The organism is Mycolicibacterium stellerae, from assembly GCF_003719305.1.
Taxonomy (GTDB): Bacteria; Actinomycetota; Actinomycetes; order Mycobacteriales; family Mycobacteriaceae; genus Mycobacterium; species Mycobacterium stellerae.
Genome location: NZ_RARC01000002.1, coordinates 439,101 through 456,009, shown reverse-complemented (window position 1 = coordinate 456,009; position 16,909 = coordinate 439,101). Strand labels below are relative to the sequence as shown.

Below are 16,909 nucleotides of genomic sequence, written 5' to 3'. Positions count from 1 at the left end.
CTATCCCGGATAGCGGGAGAAATCATATATGAAATATGATGTCCATTTGCCGGGGCCGTCGTGGTCCGAGAACGAGAACAAGGGTGAGGATGGTGATCGGGTGTCATTGCTGACAGATCAGACAGCAGTGGTCACCGGGGGTGCGCAGGGCTTGGGTTATGCGATCGCCGAGCTGTTCATCGCCGAGGGCGCCCAGGTGGTACTCGGTGACCTCGACCTCGCGGCCACGGAAGCAGCTGCCAAGCAGCTCGGGTCTGACTCCGCATTGGCCGTCCGATGCGACGTGACCAAGGCCGACGAGGTCGACGCGTTGGTCGCCGCGGCCGTCGAGCATTTCGGTGGCCTCGACATCATGGTCAACAACGCGGGCATCACCCGCGACGCCACGATTCGCAAGATGACCGAGGAGCAGTTCGATCAGGTCATCGCCGTGCACCTGAAGGGCACCTGGAACGGGACGAAGGCCGCCGCCGCGATCATGCGCGAGAACAAGCGCGGAGCGATCGTGAACATGTCGTCGATCTCGGGCAAGGTCGGTCTGATCGGTCAGACGAACTATTCGGCGGCCAAGGCAGGCATCGTCGGCCTGACCAAGGCCGCCGCCAAGGAACTGGCGCACCTCGGGGTGCGGGTGAACGCGATTCAGCCGGGTTTGATCAGGTCTGCGATGACCGAGGCTATGCCCCAACACATTTGGGACCAGAAGCTCGCCGAGGTGCCGATGGGTCGGGCCGGCGAGCCCGCCGAGGTGGCCAAGGTCGCGCTGTTCCTGGCGAGCGATCTGTCGTCGTACATGACCGGGACCGTTCTCGAGGTCACCGGCGGGAGGCACGTGTGACGACACGCGACGCGGTGATCTGCGAGCCGGTGCGCACACCGATCGGCCGCTACGGCGGCATGTTTGCGTCGCTGACGGCGGTCGAGCTCGGGGTGACGGCGCTGAAGGGTCTGCTGGACCGGACCGGGATCGCGCCCGATGCGGTGGGCGATGTCATTCTCGGGCACTGCTATCCGAACAGCGAGGCGCCCGCGATCGGTCGTGTCGTCGCACTGGACGCCGGCCTGCCGGTGACCGTGCCCGGTATGCAGGTCGACCGGCGGTGCGGATCGGGTCTGCAGGCGGTGATCCAGGCAAGTATGCAGGTGAGCAGCGGAAACAACGATCTCGTCGTGGCAGGCGGCGCGGAGAGCATGAGCAACGTCGCCTTCTATTCGACGGATATGCGATGGGGCGGAGGGAGATCCGGCGTCAAGGTGCACGACGGGCTGGCGCGCGGGCGAACCACGGCTGGCGGAGCGCACTACCCGGTGCCGGGCGGCATGCTCGAGACCGCCGAGAACCTGCGCCGCCAATATGGCATCTCGCGACGTGAACAGGACGAGCTGGCGGTGGCATCGCATCAGCGAGCGGTCGCCGCGCAGAAGGACGGCATCTTCGCCGAGGAGATCATCCCTGTCACGGTGCGCACGCGGCAAGGCGAGCAGCTGATCGACACCGACGAGCATCCCCGGGCCGACACCTCTGTCGAGTCGTTGGCCAAGCTGAAACCCGTTCTCGGAAAGGATGATCCGGATGCAACCGTGACGGCTGGAAATGCCAGCGGGCAGAACGACGCCGCATCCATGTGCATCGTCACGACGTCGGAGAAGGCCGCCGAGCTCGGGCTGAATCCGCTGGTCCGGCTGGTCTCGTGGGGGTCGGCCGGGGTTGCACCGAACATCATGGGCATCGGCCCGGTCCCCGCCACCGAGGTGGCGCTCGGCAAGGCCGGTCTGCAGCTAAGCGACATCGACCTCATCGAGTTGAACGAGGCATTCGCCGCTCAGGCGCTCGCGGTGATGCGGGAGTGGGGATTCACCGACGCCGACCGCGAGCGGACGAACGTGCACGGGTCGGGGATCTCGCTCGGCCACCCGGTTGGCGCAACCGGCGGGCGGATCCTCGCCACGCTGGCCCGGGAGCTGAATCGGCGCGGCGCACGCTACGGGCTGGAAACCATGTGCATCGGCGGCGGGCAGGGCCTGGCCGCGGTGTTTGAAAGGGTGCCGGCATGACGAAACTCGCTCAGACACTGGGGTTGACGGAGTTCCAGACCGAGATCGTCGCCAACGTGCGGCAGTTCGTCGACAAGGAGATAATCCCCAACGCGCAGCAACTCGAGCACGCCGACACCTACCCGCAGGACATCGTCGACCAAATGCGCGAGATGGGTCTGTTCGGGTTGATGATCCCGCAGGACTACGGGGGCCTCGGCGAGTCGCTGCTGACCTACGCGCTGTGTGTCGAGGAGCTGGCGCGCGGCTGGATGAGCGTGTCCGGGGTGATCAATACCCACTTCATCGTGGCGTACATGTTGCGTCAGCACGGAACAGAGGAACAGAAGCAGCGGTTCCTGCCGAGGATGGCCACCGGGGAGACCCGCGGCGCGTTCTCGATGTCGGAGCCCGAACTCGGCTCCGATGTCGCGGCAATCCGAACGCGCGCCAAGCGCAATGACGACGGCACGTACACCATCGACGGCCAGAAGATGTGGCTCACCAACGGCGGAAGCTCGACGCTGGTTGCGGTGCTGGTGCGAACCGACGAGGGCGCCGATAAGCCGCACCGCAACCTGACGGCCTTCCTGGTCGAAAAGCCAACCGGTTTCGGGGAAGTCGCGCCGGGGCTGCTGATCCCCGGCAAGATCGACAAGCTCGGGTACAAGGGCATCGACACTACGGAGTTGATCTTCGACGGCTACGTCGCCAAAGCCGACGACATCCTCGGTGAGGCGCCGGGCCAGGGGTTCTTCCAGATGATGGACGGCATCGAGGTCGGCAGGGTCAATGTGTCGGCGCGAGCATGTGGCGTCGGCATCCGCGCGTTCGAGCTGGCCGTCAGGTACGCCCAACAGCGTCAGACCTTCGGCAAGCCGATCGCCGAACACCAGGCCATCGCGTTCCAGCTGGCCGAGATGGCGACCAAAGTGGAGGCGGCGCACCTGATGATGGTCAACGCGGCCCGGTTAAAGGATTCCGGTGAACGCAATGACGTCGCCGCGGGGATGGCCAAGTATTTGGCGAGCGAGTTCTGTTCGGAGGTCACCCAGCAGAGCTTCCGCATCCACGGCGGCTACGGATACTCCAAGGAATACGAGATCGAACGGCTGATGCGCGACGCCCCGTTCCTGTTGATCGGTGAGGGCACCAGCGAGATACAGAAGAACATCATCAGCAAGCGACTGCTCGCCGACTATCGGATCTGACGTGTCTGTGGGTGAGTTCGCCACGCGGCCACAGCTTTCCGAGGAAGTGGCGCGGTATGTCCGCAACCGCATCTTCGACGGGTCCTACGCGGCGGGCCAGTATGTGCGGCTCGACCAGTTGGCCGCCGAGCTGGGAATCAGTGTGACGCCGGTGCGGGAGGCCCTTTTCCAGTTGCGCGCCGAAGGGCTGCTCGACCAGAAGCTGCACCGCGGGTTCGTGGTGCTACCGGTGACGCGCCGGGATATCACCGACGTCTCCGACGTGCAGGCGCACATCGGGGGAGAGCTCGCCGCCAGGGCAGCCGCGAACATCACCGACGACGAGGTGCGTGAACTGGAATCGATTCAGGCACGGCTGGAATCCGCCTACGCCGCCGATGACCACGAGCGGGCGGTCCGGCTCAACCACGATTTCCACCGTGCCATCAACGTCGCCGCCGACTCGCCGAAGCTGTCCCAGCTGATGTCCCAGATCACCCGTTATGCGCCAGAATCGGTGTTTCCGGTCGTCGACGGCTGGCCGAAGCGGTCGATGAGGGATCACCGCCGGGTGGTCGATGCGCTGGCCAAGCGTGACGCCGATCAGGCCCGTGCCGCGATGTCCGAACACCTGTCGGCGGGCGCGGTGCCGCTGATCAACCACCTCAAGCAACGAGGCGTGGTCACCTGACCTGGCGAGCAGGCGCGAACTCGCACAGTTCCGGCTCAAATTATGCGAGTTTACGTCTGCTCGGCAGATGACCTGGCCAGCATCTGTTTCAGCGCCGCGACGTCGACCTTGCCTGTGCCGCCGCGGGGAATGTCCTCGTCGGAGCCGACCAGCAGCCACACGGTCGGAACCTTGAACGAACTCAGCAGTTTTCGCGCGGTCACCTGGAGCAGATCGACCGGACCCTCGGCTATCACGACGGCGCCGACGGCACCGGACACGTCGGTGACGAACGCGTTTTGGACGCCGTCGATGCCGCGGAGGGCCTCCTCGACCTCGCTCGGGTAGACGGTGGCACCGCTGACCTTGAACATGTCATCGGATCTGCCGTGATAGAACATGAACCCGTCGCCGTCGAGGTGACCGAGATCGCCTGTGGGGTAGTAGCCGTCGACGGTGAACACGTCCTCGCGACTGCGACGGCAGATGCCGCGCAGCGTGTTGCGCCCGCGGATCTGGATCATGCCGATCGTCCCCGCAGGCACAGGTTCGCCGGTGTCGGGGTCGACGATGCGGACCTCGGTGCCAGCGAACGGTTTACCGCAACTGCCCCATGCCGATCGCGGCATGTCGGTGTCGGCGGGGTAGCCGCAGTAGGGCCCGAATGCCTCCGTCATCCCGAACAACTTGGCCCGAGCGCCTGGCGCCGCCCGCTGGTCGGCGGGCAGCAACGCCTCCAGGCTGCCCTGCCGAAGTGAGGAGAGGTCGGCACCTATCGACTCCGACTGCCGGGCAAGGGCTTCGGCCTGGTCGGGCCAGCCGCGAAACAACGTCACCCGCTCGCGCTCCAGCAGCCGAAGCGTGGTTTCCGGCCGCGGGATCTCCTCGGTCACCAACGTCGCACCGGCCAGCAGCGCCGAAAGGATGCCGCTGCCGAAGCCGCCGACCCAGAAGAACGGCATCGGCAGGTACAGGCGGGTATCGGCGTCGATGCACCGTGCCGCAAGGCCGGACCGCACGGCGCTCAACGCATTGCCGTGCGAATGGATGACACCTTTCGGCGGCCCACTGCTTCCCGACGTGAACATGATGACCAAAGTGTCGGCCGCGGTGACGGTTGCGGTGACGGCGTCGACGGTGGCGGTCGTCGCGGCGGTGGCCTGCGGAAGCCCCTCAGGCGTCCGAACACCGCGCAGTGCGGGCAGATCCGTCGGTGAAAGGCATTCGGACTTCAGCTCGTCGAGATAGCGGTGCCCGCGGAACTCCTCGACGGCCACCAGAAACTGCACGGACGCGACCCGAAGTTGTGTGACGAGTTCTCGCGGCGCAAGCAGGGTGCTGAGCGGGACGAGCACGGCGCCGATACGCGTCAGCGCGATTGCGGTCTGCACCCAGCCGGTGCCGTTGGGCATGATCAGCCCGACGCGGGTGCCCTTGGTCACCCCGGCCTCCAGGAATGCCGCGGCCATCGCGTGGGTGTTCTCATCGAGTTCGCCGAAGGTGATGCGGTTGACCGTGTCGATCACCATGGGCTTCGTCGGGTATTGGGCGCTGCGGTGCCTGACCAGTTCATCGACGGTGGACGGTGACTCAGTCATCCAACACCCTCGCCAGCCGAGTCATGTCCACCTTGCCGCTGGACAGCACGGGTATCCGTGCAGGCGCCACGGCGACGATCCGCTTCGGGATCTTGTACGCGGAGAGCTCCCGCTTGAGTCCGTGCCGAAGGGCCGACTCGTCAACCTCCCCGTCGGTGGCGATGACGGCCACCACCGCTTGTCCGCGGTCGGGATCGGGCACGCCGAACACATACGCCGTCAAGCCATCGCTTATCCGGGCGATTGCCCTCTCCACTTCCGCGGGGGCGACGTTGGCGCCCGCACTCTTGATCATCGAGCCTCGCCTGCCGACGAAGTAGTGAAAGCCGTCGCCGTCGGTTCGGACGAGATCGCCTGTGTGAAACCAGGCGTCGGCATCGAAGCATTCTTCGCGGCTGCGCTTGTAGTAGCGCTGCATGACATATGGCCCACGGATGCACAACTCGCCGTGCTCGTCGACCCTGGTGTCGAATCCCGGCGCAGGCACACCGAAGGATCCGCGCCGGTGTTCGGGTTGATCGGACTCGTCGCCGCTGAGCAGAAGGACACTGCCCGCCTCGGTCAGGCCGAGCATGTTGTGCCGCAGTTCGGGGTCGGCCGGCCGCGCATCGGGCGCCATGATCGGATACAGATTGCCCCGTCGCATCGACGACAGGTCGCGCGTGCCGATGCTGGGATGCCTGGCCAGATGGGCGATGCCCGCGACGAAACCGTTGGTCACGTTGGGTCGCTCGGCCTCGAGGAGGTCGAGCGTCTTGGCGGCGTCGGTGGCGTTGGAGCACAGCAGCGTCGATCCGGCGACCAAGGTGGCAAGCAGACCGAAGGCGAACCCGCCGATCCAAAAGAAGGGCGAGTTGCAGAACAGCGTGTCGTCGGCGGTCAGTCCGCGGATCACGTTGAGGTTCTGCTGGTGTTCGAGCAGGGCGGCGTGGGTGTGCACCACACCCTTGGGCGCCGCGGTCGAACCCGACGTGTAGATGATCGCCAGCGGATCGGATCCGTCTACGTCGGCTTCCAGTGCGCCAAGGGATGCCTCCTCGGCTTCGGGTTCCGGATAGCCGTCGACCAGCACATGGCGCAGCAGGGGGACCGAGTCACGGATGTCGCCCAGCCGCGCGCCGAAGTCGTTGCCGCGGTAGGACGATGTGGCGAGCAGGATCGTCACATCGCTGTGCACGAGTTGCGCCCGGAGTTCGGGCGCGGTGGCGAACGTGGTGAACGGGACCACTACAGCCCCGATCCGGGCCGCCGCCAGCATTCCGATCACGAAGTCCGCGCCGTTCGGATAGAGCAGTCCGATGTGAGTGCCCTTGCCTGCGCCGAGTGCGATCAGACCGCGGGCGAGGTCAGCCGACCGGTGATCGGCGTCGGCGTAGCTGAGCCGGTCGCCGTCACACACCAACAGCGGGTGCGAGCCCCTCGCGGCTGCCTGCCGTCGCAGCACTCCGGCGACGGTGTCGGGCTCAGCCGCCACGGATGGCGCTCAGATCCGGCTTGCCGGACGGCGTCCGGGGGATGGCGTCGACGATTGTGATCTCGGTGGGAATCTCGTAGCGGGCCAGCCGGTTTCGCAGAAACTCCAGTAGCTCGGCGACGTCGGCGGAGGCGGTCTCCCTCAACTCAACTACGGCGACGGGCGTCTCGCCGAGTCGCTCGTCGGGCCGACCGACAACGGCCGCGCCCGCCACGGCGGGATGGCTCTCCAGTGCGGCGCGCACATCGTCGGGCATCACCTTGAAGCCGCCGCGAATGATCGCCTGATCGGCGCGACCCAGGATCCACAGGAAGCCGTCCTTGTCGATGCGGGCCATATCCGTGGTCCGCAACCAGTCCGCCGACGCACCCAACTGACCAGGTTTGACCTCGAGCAGTCCCGGCTCATCGGGGCCGAGCGGGTGGCCGTCGTCGTCGATCACCCGCAGCTGGGCGCCGGCGTTGGCGCGACCGACGCTGCCACGTTTGGCTTGCCAGTACTTCTGATGGTCGGTCAGTGTCCAGCCTGCCACCCCGCCACCGAATTCCGTTGCGGCGTAGGACGTCAGCACGGGAATGCCGAACTTCGCCTGAAAGGCGTCGGCGTCGTCGGCCGAGAGGGGAGCGGTGCCAGAGGTGACGGCGCGAACGCCGTCGAGGTCCTCACGGCGCAGGGAGGAGTGCAAGACCATCCGCAGTGCCGCAGGTACGAGAGACACCGCACGAGGCCGATGCCTGCGCACGGCGTCGGCCCACGCGTCGAGATCGAATCGCGACAGCAGCGCGAACGGTCTGGCCTCGACGATGCACTGCAGCACCCGGAACACCCCGCCGATGTGCACAAGCGGTGCGTTCACGATCGCCACGCCGCGACGTACCTCTGTCGGCGGCTGCGACTCCTCCGGCTCGGGGCCCATCACGCTGTGCGCCAGCATGTCGTAGGTGAGATCGATCCGCTTCGGCGGACCGGTGGTGCCGCTGGTCAACATCCGCACCGCGACACCGGGTCTGGCCGCATCACGTCCCTTGCCCACCGACTCCAGCTCTGGTTCGGCGTCGAGCGCCGAAATCGATAGCACCGTCGATGCGGAGGTCGGCTCGACGAGCCTCGCCAGATCGTCGCGATCGCCGACGATCACCGGCAGATCGAGCGCGGCGATGTCGGCCTTGGTTCGGGCGTCACCGCGGGACGGGTTGATCACGACCACCGTCGCGCCTGCCAGCAGCACCCCGAGGAACGCGGCGACGTGGGCGGGCGTGTTCCGCAGGAGCATGCCGACCTGTCCGCGGCCGTCGACCCGTGCTTCGACCTGGCGGGCCAGGGCGCCGACCTGACCATAGGTGGACCACTGCGCGTCGTACTCGATCGCGGACGCGTCCGGCGCGATGTCGAGCACGGCGGCGATCCGACGGCGCAACGGGTGAGCGGTCATCACCGGATCCGCGGTTCGGACTTCACCGGCCCGCCCCGCGCCGCGAGTTCGGCGGTCCCGATCGCGTTTCCCAACCGCGTGTAGATCAGGTTCTGCTCGAGCGCGGCCCGGTAGGGCTTGTCGAGCGACTCCCAGATCGCCTTCACGGTGCCCTGTGTCGCCGCAGGCGGCTTGGCGGCGATCGTCGCCGCGATGGCGTGGGCGCGGACCCAGAGCTGGTCCTGTGACACGATCTCGGACACCAGCCCGATCCGTAGGGCGGTGTCGGCGCCGACCCGTTCGTCGTTGCCCATCAAGGCGATTCGCAGGGTCTCGGCCAGGCCGATGCGTCGCATCAGGCCGATCGGTTCGAGCGCGCAGACCAGGCCGGCGGAGACGTGGGAGTCGAAGAACGTGGCGTCCTCCGAACAGATCACGACATCGGACTCGTTGACGAAGTAGAACGCACCTGCGGTGCACATGCCGTGGACCGCGCAGACGACCGGCTTCCACACCTTCTGCCATTTGGGGCTAAGCGCCTCGCCGGGGTCCTCGTGGTTCCATACGTTGTCGGGTTGTCCGTAGGACGACTTGATGTCGAGGCCTGCGCTGAAGGCCCTGTCGCCCGCGGCGCGCAGAACCACGGCGTGCACCGCGTCGTCGAGTTTCACGATGCGCCAGGCGCGAGCCATCTCCTCGCACATCGTCCGGTTGAACGCGTTGAGCGCGTCGGGCCGGTTCAGCGTGATGGTGGCGACGTGGTCGTCGGCATCGACGTCGAGAAGGATGGTTTCGAAGCCCTCGGTCATCGGCACCGCCAATTCGGTGCACGCTTCTCGACGAACGCCCGGGGCCCTTCGAGTGAGTCCTCGGTGTGCAGGTTCCGTTCCCTGAAGGCCTCGGCGAGGATCTCGCCCTCGTGCAGCGGCAGGTCCAGCGTCTTGTGAATGGCCAGTCGGGTGCCCCGAACCGCCAGCGGCGCATTCGAGTTCACGATGTCGCCGATTTCGTGTGCCCGCTCGAGCAGGCGCTCGTGGGGGACGATTTCGCTGATCATCCCCAGCTCATAGGCGCGTTGCGCGTCCATCCGCTCGTGCTTACCCGTCAGCGCCATTCGCAGGGCGACATTGCGGGGCAGGACTCGCGCCAGCCGGACCATCTCCCGACCGGCGACAAGGCCGATGCTGACGTGCGGGTCGAAGAAGGTGGCCTTATCGGATGCGATGACGATGTCGCCGGTGGTGACCCAGTCAAGGCCCGCGCCGCAGCAGATGCCGTTGATCGCCGCAAGCACCGGCTTGGCCATCCGGCGAAACGGCGGGGTGCCCTCCTGCGGCGCCTCCCACTGGTCGTAGGTCGACAGGTAGGGGCGTTCGTCGATGACCTTGCCGTCCTCGGGGATCTGCTTGGCGTCCGCACCCGTGCAGAACGCACGGCCTTCACCTGTGACGATGAGAAGCCAGACGGTGTCGTCGCTCTCGGCTTCGTCGTAGGCGGCGCGCAGCTCGGTGATCATGAAGGGGCTGAGCGCGTTGAGCGCATCCGGCCGGTTCAGCGTGATGGTGGCCGTGTGCCCGTTGACCTCGTATTTGATGGTGTCGTAGGACTTAGTGGCCATCGGTGGTCCCTTCGTCGAGTCGTTCGTCGGTCATCGGCCGTGGAACTCCGGTGTGCGTCGTTCCCGGAACGCGGCCAGGCCTTCTTTGAAATCGGCTGTTCGACAGGAAAGTTCGAGGTTGAATAGCTCCTGGTTCATCGTCTGCGGCAGGGTGGCGTGCTGGCCGTAATGAATGGCCTGCTTGGCCAACCCGATCGCGACCGTCGGAGCCGAAGCCAGCTGCGACAACAGCTCTTCGGCGGTGGCGTCGACGTCGGAGGAGTCGACGGCATCGTGGATCAGCCCCCATTCGGCGGCATCGGAGCCCGTGACCTTCTCTCCGAGCAACAGCATCCGCCTGGCCCGCGCCAGCCCCACCAGCCGCGGCAGTAGCCATGTCGAGCCCGAGTCGGGGCTGAAGCCGCGGGTCACGAACGGCTCCCAGAACACCGCGTCGGCGGCCGCCACGGTGAAGTCTGCGGCCAGTGCGAGGTTGCAGCCGAGGCCGACGGCCCAACCCCGCACGGTGCACACCACGGGCAGGTGGATGGTGTAAACCAGTTCGATCAGCCGGTGCGAGGTGTGCGGGATGCGTCGGACCAGATCGCCGGTGCGCGGCCGGTGCCCGCCGGAATTCGCGGCGACCCAGTCGGCTCCCGCGCAGAAGTCGTCACCGTCGCCGCGAATGTGAATGGCCCGCAACGAGTCATCGCTCGCGGCCTCGATCAGCGCACTCACGAGTTCGTCGACCATCGAATGGCTCAGCGAGTTGCGCATGGCCGGGCGGTCGAGGGTCAGCCGCAGCAGCGCGCCGTCCCGGCGCACAGTCACCGCGCCGTCAGCGGAGCCGGCCTCTTGACTCACTGTCGGGTCCCTTCCTGAGCTGTATACGGATACCCATACAGTAGGCTAAACCATTACTATCCTATACAAAATAGAAAGGAAAGGCCCGAATGGCGGATGACACCCCTCGGTTCGGTGAGCGGCCGCTCGCCCAGACCGTGGCCGCCGCGGGCGCGCTCCGGCGCCTCGCCGGCCAGTTGCTGTCGCTCGAGCAACCCCACCCCACCGTCGAGGCGATGATCGAGCAGGTCGCCCAATGGGAAGCCGAACTGGCCCACGCCGTTCCGCCCGACCCGACACCGCGGATCGGCGATGACGGCGCCGACACCCAGCGCGTCTACCTGTCCCACGCGTTCGACATCGGCGCCTTCAACCCATGCTTTCCGGAATACGAATTCGACCGCATCGACGCCGAGGCGGCGCAGGGACGGGTCGCCTTCCCCGTCGTCTACGAGGGGCCGCCCGGTCTTGTGCACGGCGGCTTCCTCGCGGTGTTCTTCGACTGCGTGATCCAACACCAGAACTGCGCCACCGAGCTGTCGGGCAAGACCCGGTCGCTGAGTGTGAAATTCCGCAGGCCCACACCCATCCTCACCGACCTCCGCTTCGACGTCACCCGCACGCAGGAGGACCGAGGCGTCACGTCGACGGCGCGGCTGCTGCTCGACGACGAGGTGCTGTGCATCGGCGAGGCCACCACGCTCGCGCTGTCGCCGGACAAGCTCACGGGCTTCAACTTCGGCAAGCGACGAGGCTGACCCCGGTGGAGTTGAAGGGCATCCGCCAGCCGCGCGTCGCAGAGATCGTGGCAGCGCGGCTGCGCGAGGAGATTCTGTCCGGTCGCCTGAAGGAGTTGCCGTCGCAGGAGAGCCTGTTTCAGCAGTTCGGGGTGAGCCCGCCCGCGCTGCGCGAAGCCATCCACATCCTGGAGACCGACGGTCTGATCTCTGTGCGGCGCGGCAACGTCGGGGGAGCGGTGGTGCACCTACCATCGGCGACCCGAACGGCACACATGATCAGCATGGTGCTGCAGACCCGCGGCTCCACACCCGCGGACGTCAGCGAGGCGCTGCTGCACCTCGAGCCGATCTGCGCCGGGATGTGTGCGTCGCGCGAGGATCGGATGACCGAGGTCGTGCCGCACCTGCAGGCCGAAATCGAGCTTCAGACAGAGCAATTCGACGAGGTATCGGCCTACGTGCCGAACGCAAGGCGCTTTCACGAAGCGCTGGTGTCCCGCTGCGGCAACGAACCGATGATCCTGCTGATCGGCTCGCTCGAATTGGTCTGGTCGGCCCACGAGTCCTCGGTGTGGAGCGACGACGACGTGAACCACAAGACGATGCGCGCCGCACTGCGCGACCACCAACGGCTGCTGGACGCCATCCGTGACGGCAACGCGGCCCGTGCGGTCCGGCTGGCTCAGGACCATCTCGCCGCGGCCAGGCGCAACACGCTGGCCGTCGGTGCGGACAAAACCATTGAGGCGAAACTGATTTCGAGGAGTTCGGGACAATGACTGCTTCAACCGACGAGCGCGTGCTGTTCGACGTCGATGCGGACAAGCGGATCGCGACGATCACGTTGAACAACCCCAAGCAGCGCAACTCATACGACGCGGCGATGCGCGAGGCCGTCGCCCGCTGCCTGGACCGGGTCGCCGAAGACGACGACATCACCGTGGTGCTGCTGCGCGGGGCCGACGGGGTGTTCAGCACCGGTGCGGACATGAACAACGCCTACGGTTGGTACGGCGAGCGTGACGAGCGTGAGGACGGCAAGAAGAGCAGGCCAAGCCAACGTCGGCGGCTCACCGTCGACCGCAAGTCCTTTGGCTTCTACCACAACCTGATGGGCTTCCCGAAGATCACCGTCGGCGAGATCAGCGGCTACGCGCTCGGCGGCGGGTTCGAGATGGCGCTGATGACCGACATCTCCGTGATCGCCCGTGACACGAAGATCGGCATGCCCGCCACCCGCTTCCTCGGACCCGCGCTTGGCAGCCTGCACATGTTCTTCCACCGCCTCGGCCCGGTACTGGCCCGTCGGATGCTGCTAACCGGCGACATCATCGAGGCCGGCGCCGTGGAGCACCTTGGCGTCTTCACCGACACCTGCGAGCCGTCGAAGGTCACCGCCAGGGCCAGATACTGGGCGGAGAAGGCGGCCAAGATGCCCGCCGATGGGGTCGTCATCGCCAAGGAAGCCTTCCGCCTCGTCGAGCAGAGCCAGGCCTACCAAGGCGAGGAGGTGGCGAGCTACCTGTTCCACGCATACGGGACGAACCTGCAGTTCGCGCCTGGCGAGTTCAACTTCGTCAAGACGCGGGCGGCGCACGGCACCAAGGAGGCGTTCCGCCTGCGTGACGAGCATTTCCACGTGCCCGAGCCGGAGTGAGCGCGGTCACATGCTGAGAGCAATACAGTATCTGCTACTTTTGTAAAGTCGTTACCGCCAAAAGCTGAGGTCAAAACAACATGGGCACACCCGTCATCGTCGGCGCCGCCAGGACAGCGATCGGCCGGTCCTTCAAGGGGACGCTGGTCAACACCAGCCCGGAAACACTGATCACCACGGTGCTTCCCGAGGTCGTCCGTCGGTCAGGTGTCGACCCGGCCGCCTTCGACGACATCATCATCGCCGAATCGCACTACGGCGGCGGCGATCTCGCCCGCTATGCGGCGACCGCGACCGGAATGGACGGTGTTCCCGGTCAGTCGGTGAACCGGCACTGCGCGGGCAGCCTGACCGCGATCGGCAATGCGGCGGCGCAGATCGGCTCCGGCATGGAGCGAGCGTTGGTCGCAGGCGGAGTGCAGTCGCTGTCGATGACGCCGCTGACGAACTGGCGCATCCCCGGTCCCGAGCTGAAGTTCGAGGAGCGCTGGATGCCGCCGACGCACGTCGAGACGCCGGACGCGCCCGCCAAGGACATGTCGATCACCGTCGGCTGGAACACCGCGCAGTCGGTCGGCATCACCCGCGAGGAGATGGACGCGTGGGCGGCGCGGTCTCACCAGCGTGCGATCGCCGCGATCGACGCGGGCAAATTCCTCGACGAGATCATCCCGCTGAAAGTCCAGCAGTTCGACGGATCCGTCATCGACTTCAGCGTCGACGAGTTCCCGCGTCGCGACACCACCGTCGAGAAGCTCGCCGGGCTGAAGGTGCTACATCCCGAGATCGAGGGCTTCTCCATCACCGCGGGCAACAGCAGCGGCACCAACGACGCCGCGGCGGCGGTGGCCCTGGTCGACAGTGACTACGCCGACGCCGAGAAGCTGACGAAGATGGCCACCGTGAGGGCGTGGGCGGCAGCCGGTGTGGCGCCGCGCGACTGCGGGCTGGGCGCGGTGAAGGTGATCGGCAAGGTGCTCGACCGGGCCGGCCTGACGCCGTCGGACGTCGCGCTGTGGGAGATCAACGAGGCCTTCGCCTCTGTGCCGATCGCCGCTTGCCGCGAATACGGTCTTGACGAGGAGCTGGTGAACTTCTCCGGAAGCGGCTGCAGCCTTGGCCATCCCATCGCCGCATCGGGTGCGCGGATGGTGACGACGCTCGTCTACGAGCTGCAGCGGCGCGGCGGTGGCATCGGCGTCGCGGCGATGTGCGCAGGCGGCGGCCAGGGCGGCGCCGTCGTCATCGAGGTCTAGCTAGCGATTTCGGCGCGCTCACATACGCTGAGCGCACGCGAGCGCGCCCAAATCACTTTTTGCGGGCTGGCTTTTTCGACGCCTCGATCAGTCGCTCGGCGTGGTCGAGGATGCACTCGAGGCCGTAGTCGAAGTTGAAATCGTCTGCCGCGCCGATGCGGTGGCCCTTTGCCGTCGCCTGTGCGAGCAGAGGCGCCGTCGCGGGGTCGACGATCATCGCCTCCTCGAAGTCGCCGGGCCCGCCGTCTGTGGACCGGTTCTTGTCGTAGAGCCGCTGCAGCACAACCGATCCGCGCACATGTACCGACACCGCGGAGTAGGTGTCGAAGGCGTCCTCCGGTGACAACCCGGCCTCGGCGAGGCTTTCGATCGCCTTTTCGACGGCGGCCACCCCCAGCTTGGCCGCACGTGGGCTCAATGCTGACCGGATGAGAATCAGATCGGACAGAATCGGGTTGCCGAGGAACGTCTTTCGCATCGTGCGTGCGTGATTGGCGAGCGTCTCACGCCAGTCCTCGGCCTCCACATAGGGTGTGGCGAACACGTATTGCTTGAGCGCGCGGTCCGTCATCGCGTTGAGCAGGTCGTCCTTCTTGCGGAAGTACCAGTAGATGCTTGTCACTCCGACGCCGAGGTGCTTGCCCAACAACGGCATGCTGAGGTTGTCGATGCCAACATCCTCCGCGAGCTCGAATGCGCCCTTGATGATGTCGTCGGGGTTGATGGACCCGCGTTCGCGTCGCTGACGCTTCTCCGCGGTTGCCTGCTTGGCCACGACGGGCACCTCCATCTGTTTCGCTCAACTACTGTAAGACCTATAGTAAGCTTTTCTAGCAGAGTTGGTGCGCAGGCGAAGGGCTACGTGTGTCTGAAGAGGTTCTACGGGAGCGCCGCGGACGCGTTCTCATCATCACCATCAACCGGCCGGATCAGCGCAACGCGGTGAACCTCGCGGTCAGTCAGGGTTTGGCGGACGCCGTCGACGAACTCGACGACAGCGCCGACCTGTCCGTCGGGATCATCACCGGGGCAGGCGGAAACTTCTGCGCGGGCATGGACCTCAAGGCGTTCGCCGCCGGTGAGGTCGTCGCGATACCCGGCCGAGGCATCGGGTTCACCGAGCGGCCGCCGAGAAAGCCGCTGATCTCCGCAGTCGAGGGGTACGCGTTGGCGGGCGGCACGGAGGTGGTGCTCGCCACCGACCTGGTGGTGGCGTCGCGGTCCGCGAAGTTCGGCATCCCGGAAGTCAAGCGCGGATTGGTCGCCGCCGGTGGCGGACTGCTGCGGCTGCCACGGCGCATCCCGTACCAGAAGGCGCTCGAATTGGCTTTGACCGGAGAGAGTTTCACCGCCGAGCAGGGCGAGCAGTGGGGTTTCGTCAATGCTGTCACCGAGCCAGGGGAGGCGCTGGGCGGCGCGGTCGAGCTGGCTGAGCGCATCACTGCCAACGGTCCGCTGGCAGTCGCGACCACCAAGGAGATCATCACGAAGTCCGCGGAGTGGTCCGAAGAAGAGATGTGGAAGAAGCAACTCGAACACATCCTGCCGATCTTCACCTCCAACGATGCAAAGGAAGGCGCGATCGCATTCGCCGAGAAGCGCGCGCCCAACTGGACCGGCACTTAAGAGCGGCAGATGGATCTCGGCCTGGAGAACGCCACCGCGGTAGTCGTCGGCGGCGGCCGCGGCATGGGGTTGGCCACCGCCCGCTGCCTTGCCGATGACGGAGCGCGCGTCGCGGTCGTCGGCCGAACCCAGTCCGTGCTCGACGACGCGGTCGCCGACCTGTCGAGCCGCGGCAGCCCCGACGCGCTTGCTCTGGTGGCCGACGTCACCGATGCCGAAGCGGCCCAACGCGTTTTCGACGAAGTCGCGCATCGGTGGGACGGTGAGCTCAACATCCTCGTCAACGTCGCGGGTCCCGGTGCGGTGGGCGCCTTCACCGACCTCACCGACGAACAGTGGCGGCAGGCCGTCGACGAAGGCGTGATGGGCATGGTGCACTGCGTCCGCTCCGCACTGCCGCTGCTGCGCAAGGCGCAGTGGGCACGCATCGTCAATTTCTCGGCGCATTCGACACAGCGCCAGAGCGTCATCCTGCCCGCTTACACGGCGGCCAAGGCGATGGTCACCAGCATCTCGAAGAACCTTTCACTGGCGCTGGCCCCCGACGAGATCATGGTCAACGTGGTTTCGCCCGGCAGCATCCTGTCGGAATCGCTTGCGGGCTGGGCTGATTCGGTCGGCATCGACGGGAGCGATCCCTACGCGGTGATGGCAGGCATCGACAAGCATTTCGGGCACCCCGCGCATCTGCCGCGCGCAGGCCGGCCCAGCGAGATCGGTCCCGTCGTCGCGTTCCTGGTCTCGCGACGCAACTCCTACATGACCGGCGCCAACATCAACGTCGACGGCGGGTAGCGACTTCACCTGAGAAGG

Annotated in this window: 16 protein-coding genes and 1 pseudogene; 10 read left to right on the top strand and 7 right to left on the bottom strand. The window is 66.4% G+C overall.

Going from position 1 to position 16,909, the window contains the following annotated elements; translation table 11 throughout:
- Positions 1-100 precede the first annotated feature (100 nt).
- The 4 genes from fabG to D6M19_RS05010 are packed head-to-tail and all read left to right on the top strand — an operon-like array spanning position 101 to position 3,915.
- Positions 101-838: a 3-oxoacyl-ACP reductase FabG gene (gene fabG, locus D6M19_RS05025; protein ID WP_164478324.1), complete on the top strand. Its 738-nt coding sequence runs from the start codon at positions 101-103 to the stop codon at positions 836-838.
- Positions 835-2,055 (top strand): acetyl-CoA C-acetyltransferase, encoded by a 1,221-nt coding sequence (locus D6M19_RS05020; RefSeq protein ID WP_123024049.1) that lies wholly within the window; start codon positions 835-837, stop codon positions 2,053-2,055. The genes fabG and D6M19_RS05020 overlap by 4 nt, the downstream gene beginning before the upstream one ends.
- The gene (locus D6M19_RS05015) at positions 2,052-3,245 is read left to right on the top strand and encodes an acyl-CoA dehydrogenase family protein (RefSeq protein WP_123024048.1); all 1,194 of its coding nucleotides are present in this window, start codon (positions 2,052-2,054) and stop codon (positions 3,243-3,245) included. The genes D6M19_RS05020 and D6M19_RS05015 overlap by 4 nt, the downstream gene beginning before the upstream one ends.
- 1 nt (position 3,246) lies before the next feature.
- Positions 3,247-3,915, top strand: a complete 669-nt coding sequence (locus D6M19_RS05010; RefSeq protein WP_123024047.1) for a GntR family transcriptional regulator — start codon at positions 3,247-3,249, stop codon at positions 3,913-3,915.
- Between the two features lie 50 nt (positions 3,916-3,965).
- Here D6M19_RS05010 and D6M19_RS05005 read toward each other — a convergent pair whose 3' ends face one another.
- Genes D6M19_RS05005 through D6M19_RS04980 form a run of 6 tightly spaced genes read right to left on the bottom strand, consistent with a single transcriptional unit; the run spans position 3,966 to position 10,838 of the window.
- Positions 3,966-5,492: a class I adenylate-forming enzyme family protein gene (locus D6M19_RS05005; protein ID WP_123024046.1), complete on the bottom strand. Its 1,527-nt coding sequence runs from the start codon at positions 5,490-5,492 to the stop codon at positions 3,966-3,968.
- Positions 5,485-6,966, bottom strand: a complete 1,482-nt coding sequence (locus D6M19_RS05000; protein ID WP_123024045.1) for a class I adenylate-forming enzyme family protein — start codon at positions 6,964-6,966, stop codon at positions 5,485-5,487. The genes D6M19_RS05005 and D6M19_RS05000 overlap by 8 nt, the downstream gene beginning before the upstream one ends.
- Positions 6,956-8,398: a class I adenylate-forming enzyme family protein gene (locus D6M19_RS04995; protein WP_123024044.1), complete on the bottom strand. Its 1,443-nt coding sequence runs from the start codon at positions 8,396-8,398 to the stop codon at positions 6,956-6,958. The genes D6M19_RS05000 and D6M19_RS04995 overlap by 11 nt, the downstream gene beginning before the upstream one ends.
- Positions 8,398-9,186, bottom strand: coding sequence for an enoyl-CoA hydratase/isomerase family protein (locus D6M19_RS04990; RefSeq protein WP_123024147.1), 789 nt, complete (start codon positions 9,184-9,186; stop codon positions 8,398-8,400). Before D6M19_RS04990 ends, D6M19_RS04995 begins: the two co-directional genes overlap by 1 nt.
- The gene (locus D6M19_RS04985; protein WP_123024043.1) at positions 9,183-9,995 is read right to left on the bottom strand and encodes an enoyl-CoA hydratase/isomerase family protein; all 813 of its coding nucleotides are present in this window, start codon (positions 9,993-9,995) and stop codon (positions 9,183-9,185) included. The genes D6M19_RS04990 and D6M19_RS04985 overlap by 4 nt, the downstream gene beginning before the upstream one ends.
- Positions 9,996-10,025: 30 nt before the next feature.
- Positions 10,026-10,838, bottom strand: a complete 813-nt coding sequence (locus tag D6M19_RS04980; protein ID WP_123024042.1) for an enoyl-CoA hydratase/isomerase family protein — start codon at positions 10,836-10,838, stop codon at positions 10,026-10,028.
- An 89-nt stretch (positions 10,839-10,927) separates the two neighbouring features.
- Here D6M19_RS04980 and D6M19_RS04975 point away from each other — a divergent pair, with 89 nt between their 5' ends.
- From D6M19_RS04975 to D6M19_RS04960, 4 genes are all read left to right on the top strand, one after another.
- A complete protein-coding gene (locus D6M19_RS04975) occupies positions 10,928-11,575 on the top strand; it encodes a PaaI family thioesterase (protein WP_123024041.1) in 648 nt (215 codons plus the stop codon).
- 11 nt (positions 11,576-11,586) lie between these two features.
- The gene (locus D6M19_RS04970; RefSeq protein ID WP_407665309.1) at positions 11,587-12,336 is read left to right on the top strand and encodes a FadR/GntR family transcriptional regulator; all 750 of its coding nucleotides are present in this window, start codon (positions 11,587-11,589) and stop codon (positions 12,334-12,336) included.
- Positions 12,333-13,214 carry an enoyl-CoA hydratase/isomerase family protein gene (locus tag D6M19_RS04965; protein WP_123024039.1) on the top strand — a complete coding sequence of 294 codons (882 nt, stop codon included), beginning with the start codon at positions 12,333-12,335 and terminating at the stop codon, positions 13,212-13,214. The genes D6M19_RS04970 and D6M19_RS04965 overlap by 4 nt, the downstream gene beginning before the upstream one ends.
- Positions 13,215-13,294: 80 nt before the next feature.
- Positions 13,295-14,470: a thiolase family protein gene (locus D6M19_RS04960; RefSeq protein WP_123024038.1), complete on the top strand. Its 1,176-nt coding sequence runs from the start codon at positions 13,295-13,297 to the stop codon at positions 14,468-14,470.
- Positions 14,471-14,522: 52 nt separating this feature from the next.
- Here the strand turns inward: D6M19_RS04960 and D6M19_RS04955 are convergent, their stop codons facing one another.
- The gene (locus D6M19_RS04955; protein WP_123024146.1) at positions 14,523-15,245 is read right to left on the bottom strand and encodes a TetR/AcrR family transcriptional regulator; all 723 of its coding nucleotides are present in this window, start codon (positions 15,243-15,245) and stop codon (positions 14,523-14,525) included.
- Positions 15,246-15,334: 89 nt separating this feature from the next.
- On the opposite strand from D6M19_RS04955, the gene D6M19_RS04950 reads away from it, so the two are divergent.
- Together D6M19_RS04950 and D6M19_RS04945 are read left to right on the top strand one after the other, a co-directional pair.
- A complete protein-coding gene (locus D6M19_RS04950) occupies positions 15,335-16,096 on the top strand; it encodes a crotonase/enoyl-CoA hydratase family protein (RefSeq protein ID WP_123024037.1) in 762 nt (253 codons plus the stop codon).
- A gap of 9 nt (positions 16,097-16,105) precedes the next feature.
- Positions 16,106-16,904, top strand: a pseudogene (locus D6M19_RS04945) (SDR family NAD(P)-dependent oxidoreductase).
- The last annotated feature ends 5 nt before the right edge of the window (positions 16,905-16,909 follow it).

Bases quoted from the DNA above. Each gene is read 5' to 3' on its own strand.
- D6M19_RS05015 (WP_123024048.1), top strand. From the start codon at position 2,052: ATGACGAAACTCGCTCAGACACTGGGGTTGACGGAGTTCCAGACCGAG.
- D6M19_RS05005 (WP_123024046.1), bottom strand. From the start codon at position 5,492: ATGACTGAGTCACCGTCCACCGTCGATGAACTGGTCAGGCACCGCAGC.
- D6M19_RS04995 (WP_123024044.1), bottom strand. From the start codon at position 8,398: ATGACCGCTCACCCGTTGCGCCGTCGGATCGCCGCCGTGCTCGACATC.
- D6M19_RS04990 (WP_123024147.1), bottom strand. From the start codon at position 9,186: ATGACCGAGGGCTTCGAAACCATCCTTCTCGACGTCGATGCCGACGAC.
- D6M19_RS04985 (WP_123024043.1), bottom strand. From the start codon at position 9,995: ATGGCCACTAAGTCCTACGACACCATCAAATACGAGGTCAACGGGCAC.
- D6M19_RS04975 (WP_123024041.1), top strand. From the start codon at position 10,928: ATGGCGGATGACACCCCTCGGTTCGGTGAGCGGCCGCTCGCCCAGACC.
- D6M19_RS04965 (WP_123024039.1), top strand. From the start codon at position 12,333: ATGACTGCTTCAACCGACGAGCGCGTGCTGTTCGACGTCGATGCGGAC.
- D6M19_RS04960 (WP_123024038.1), top strand. From the start codon at position 13,295: ATGGGCACACCCGTCATCGTCGGCGCCGCCAGGACAGCGATCGGCCGG.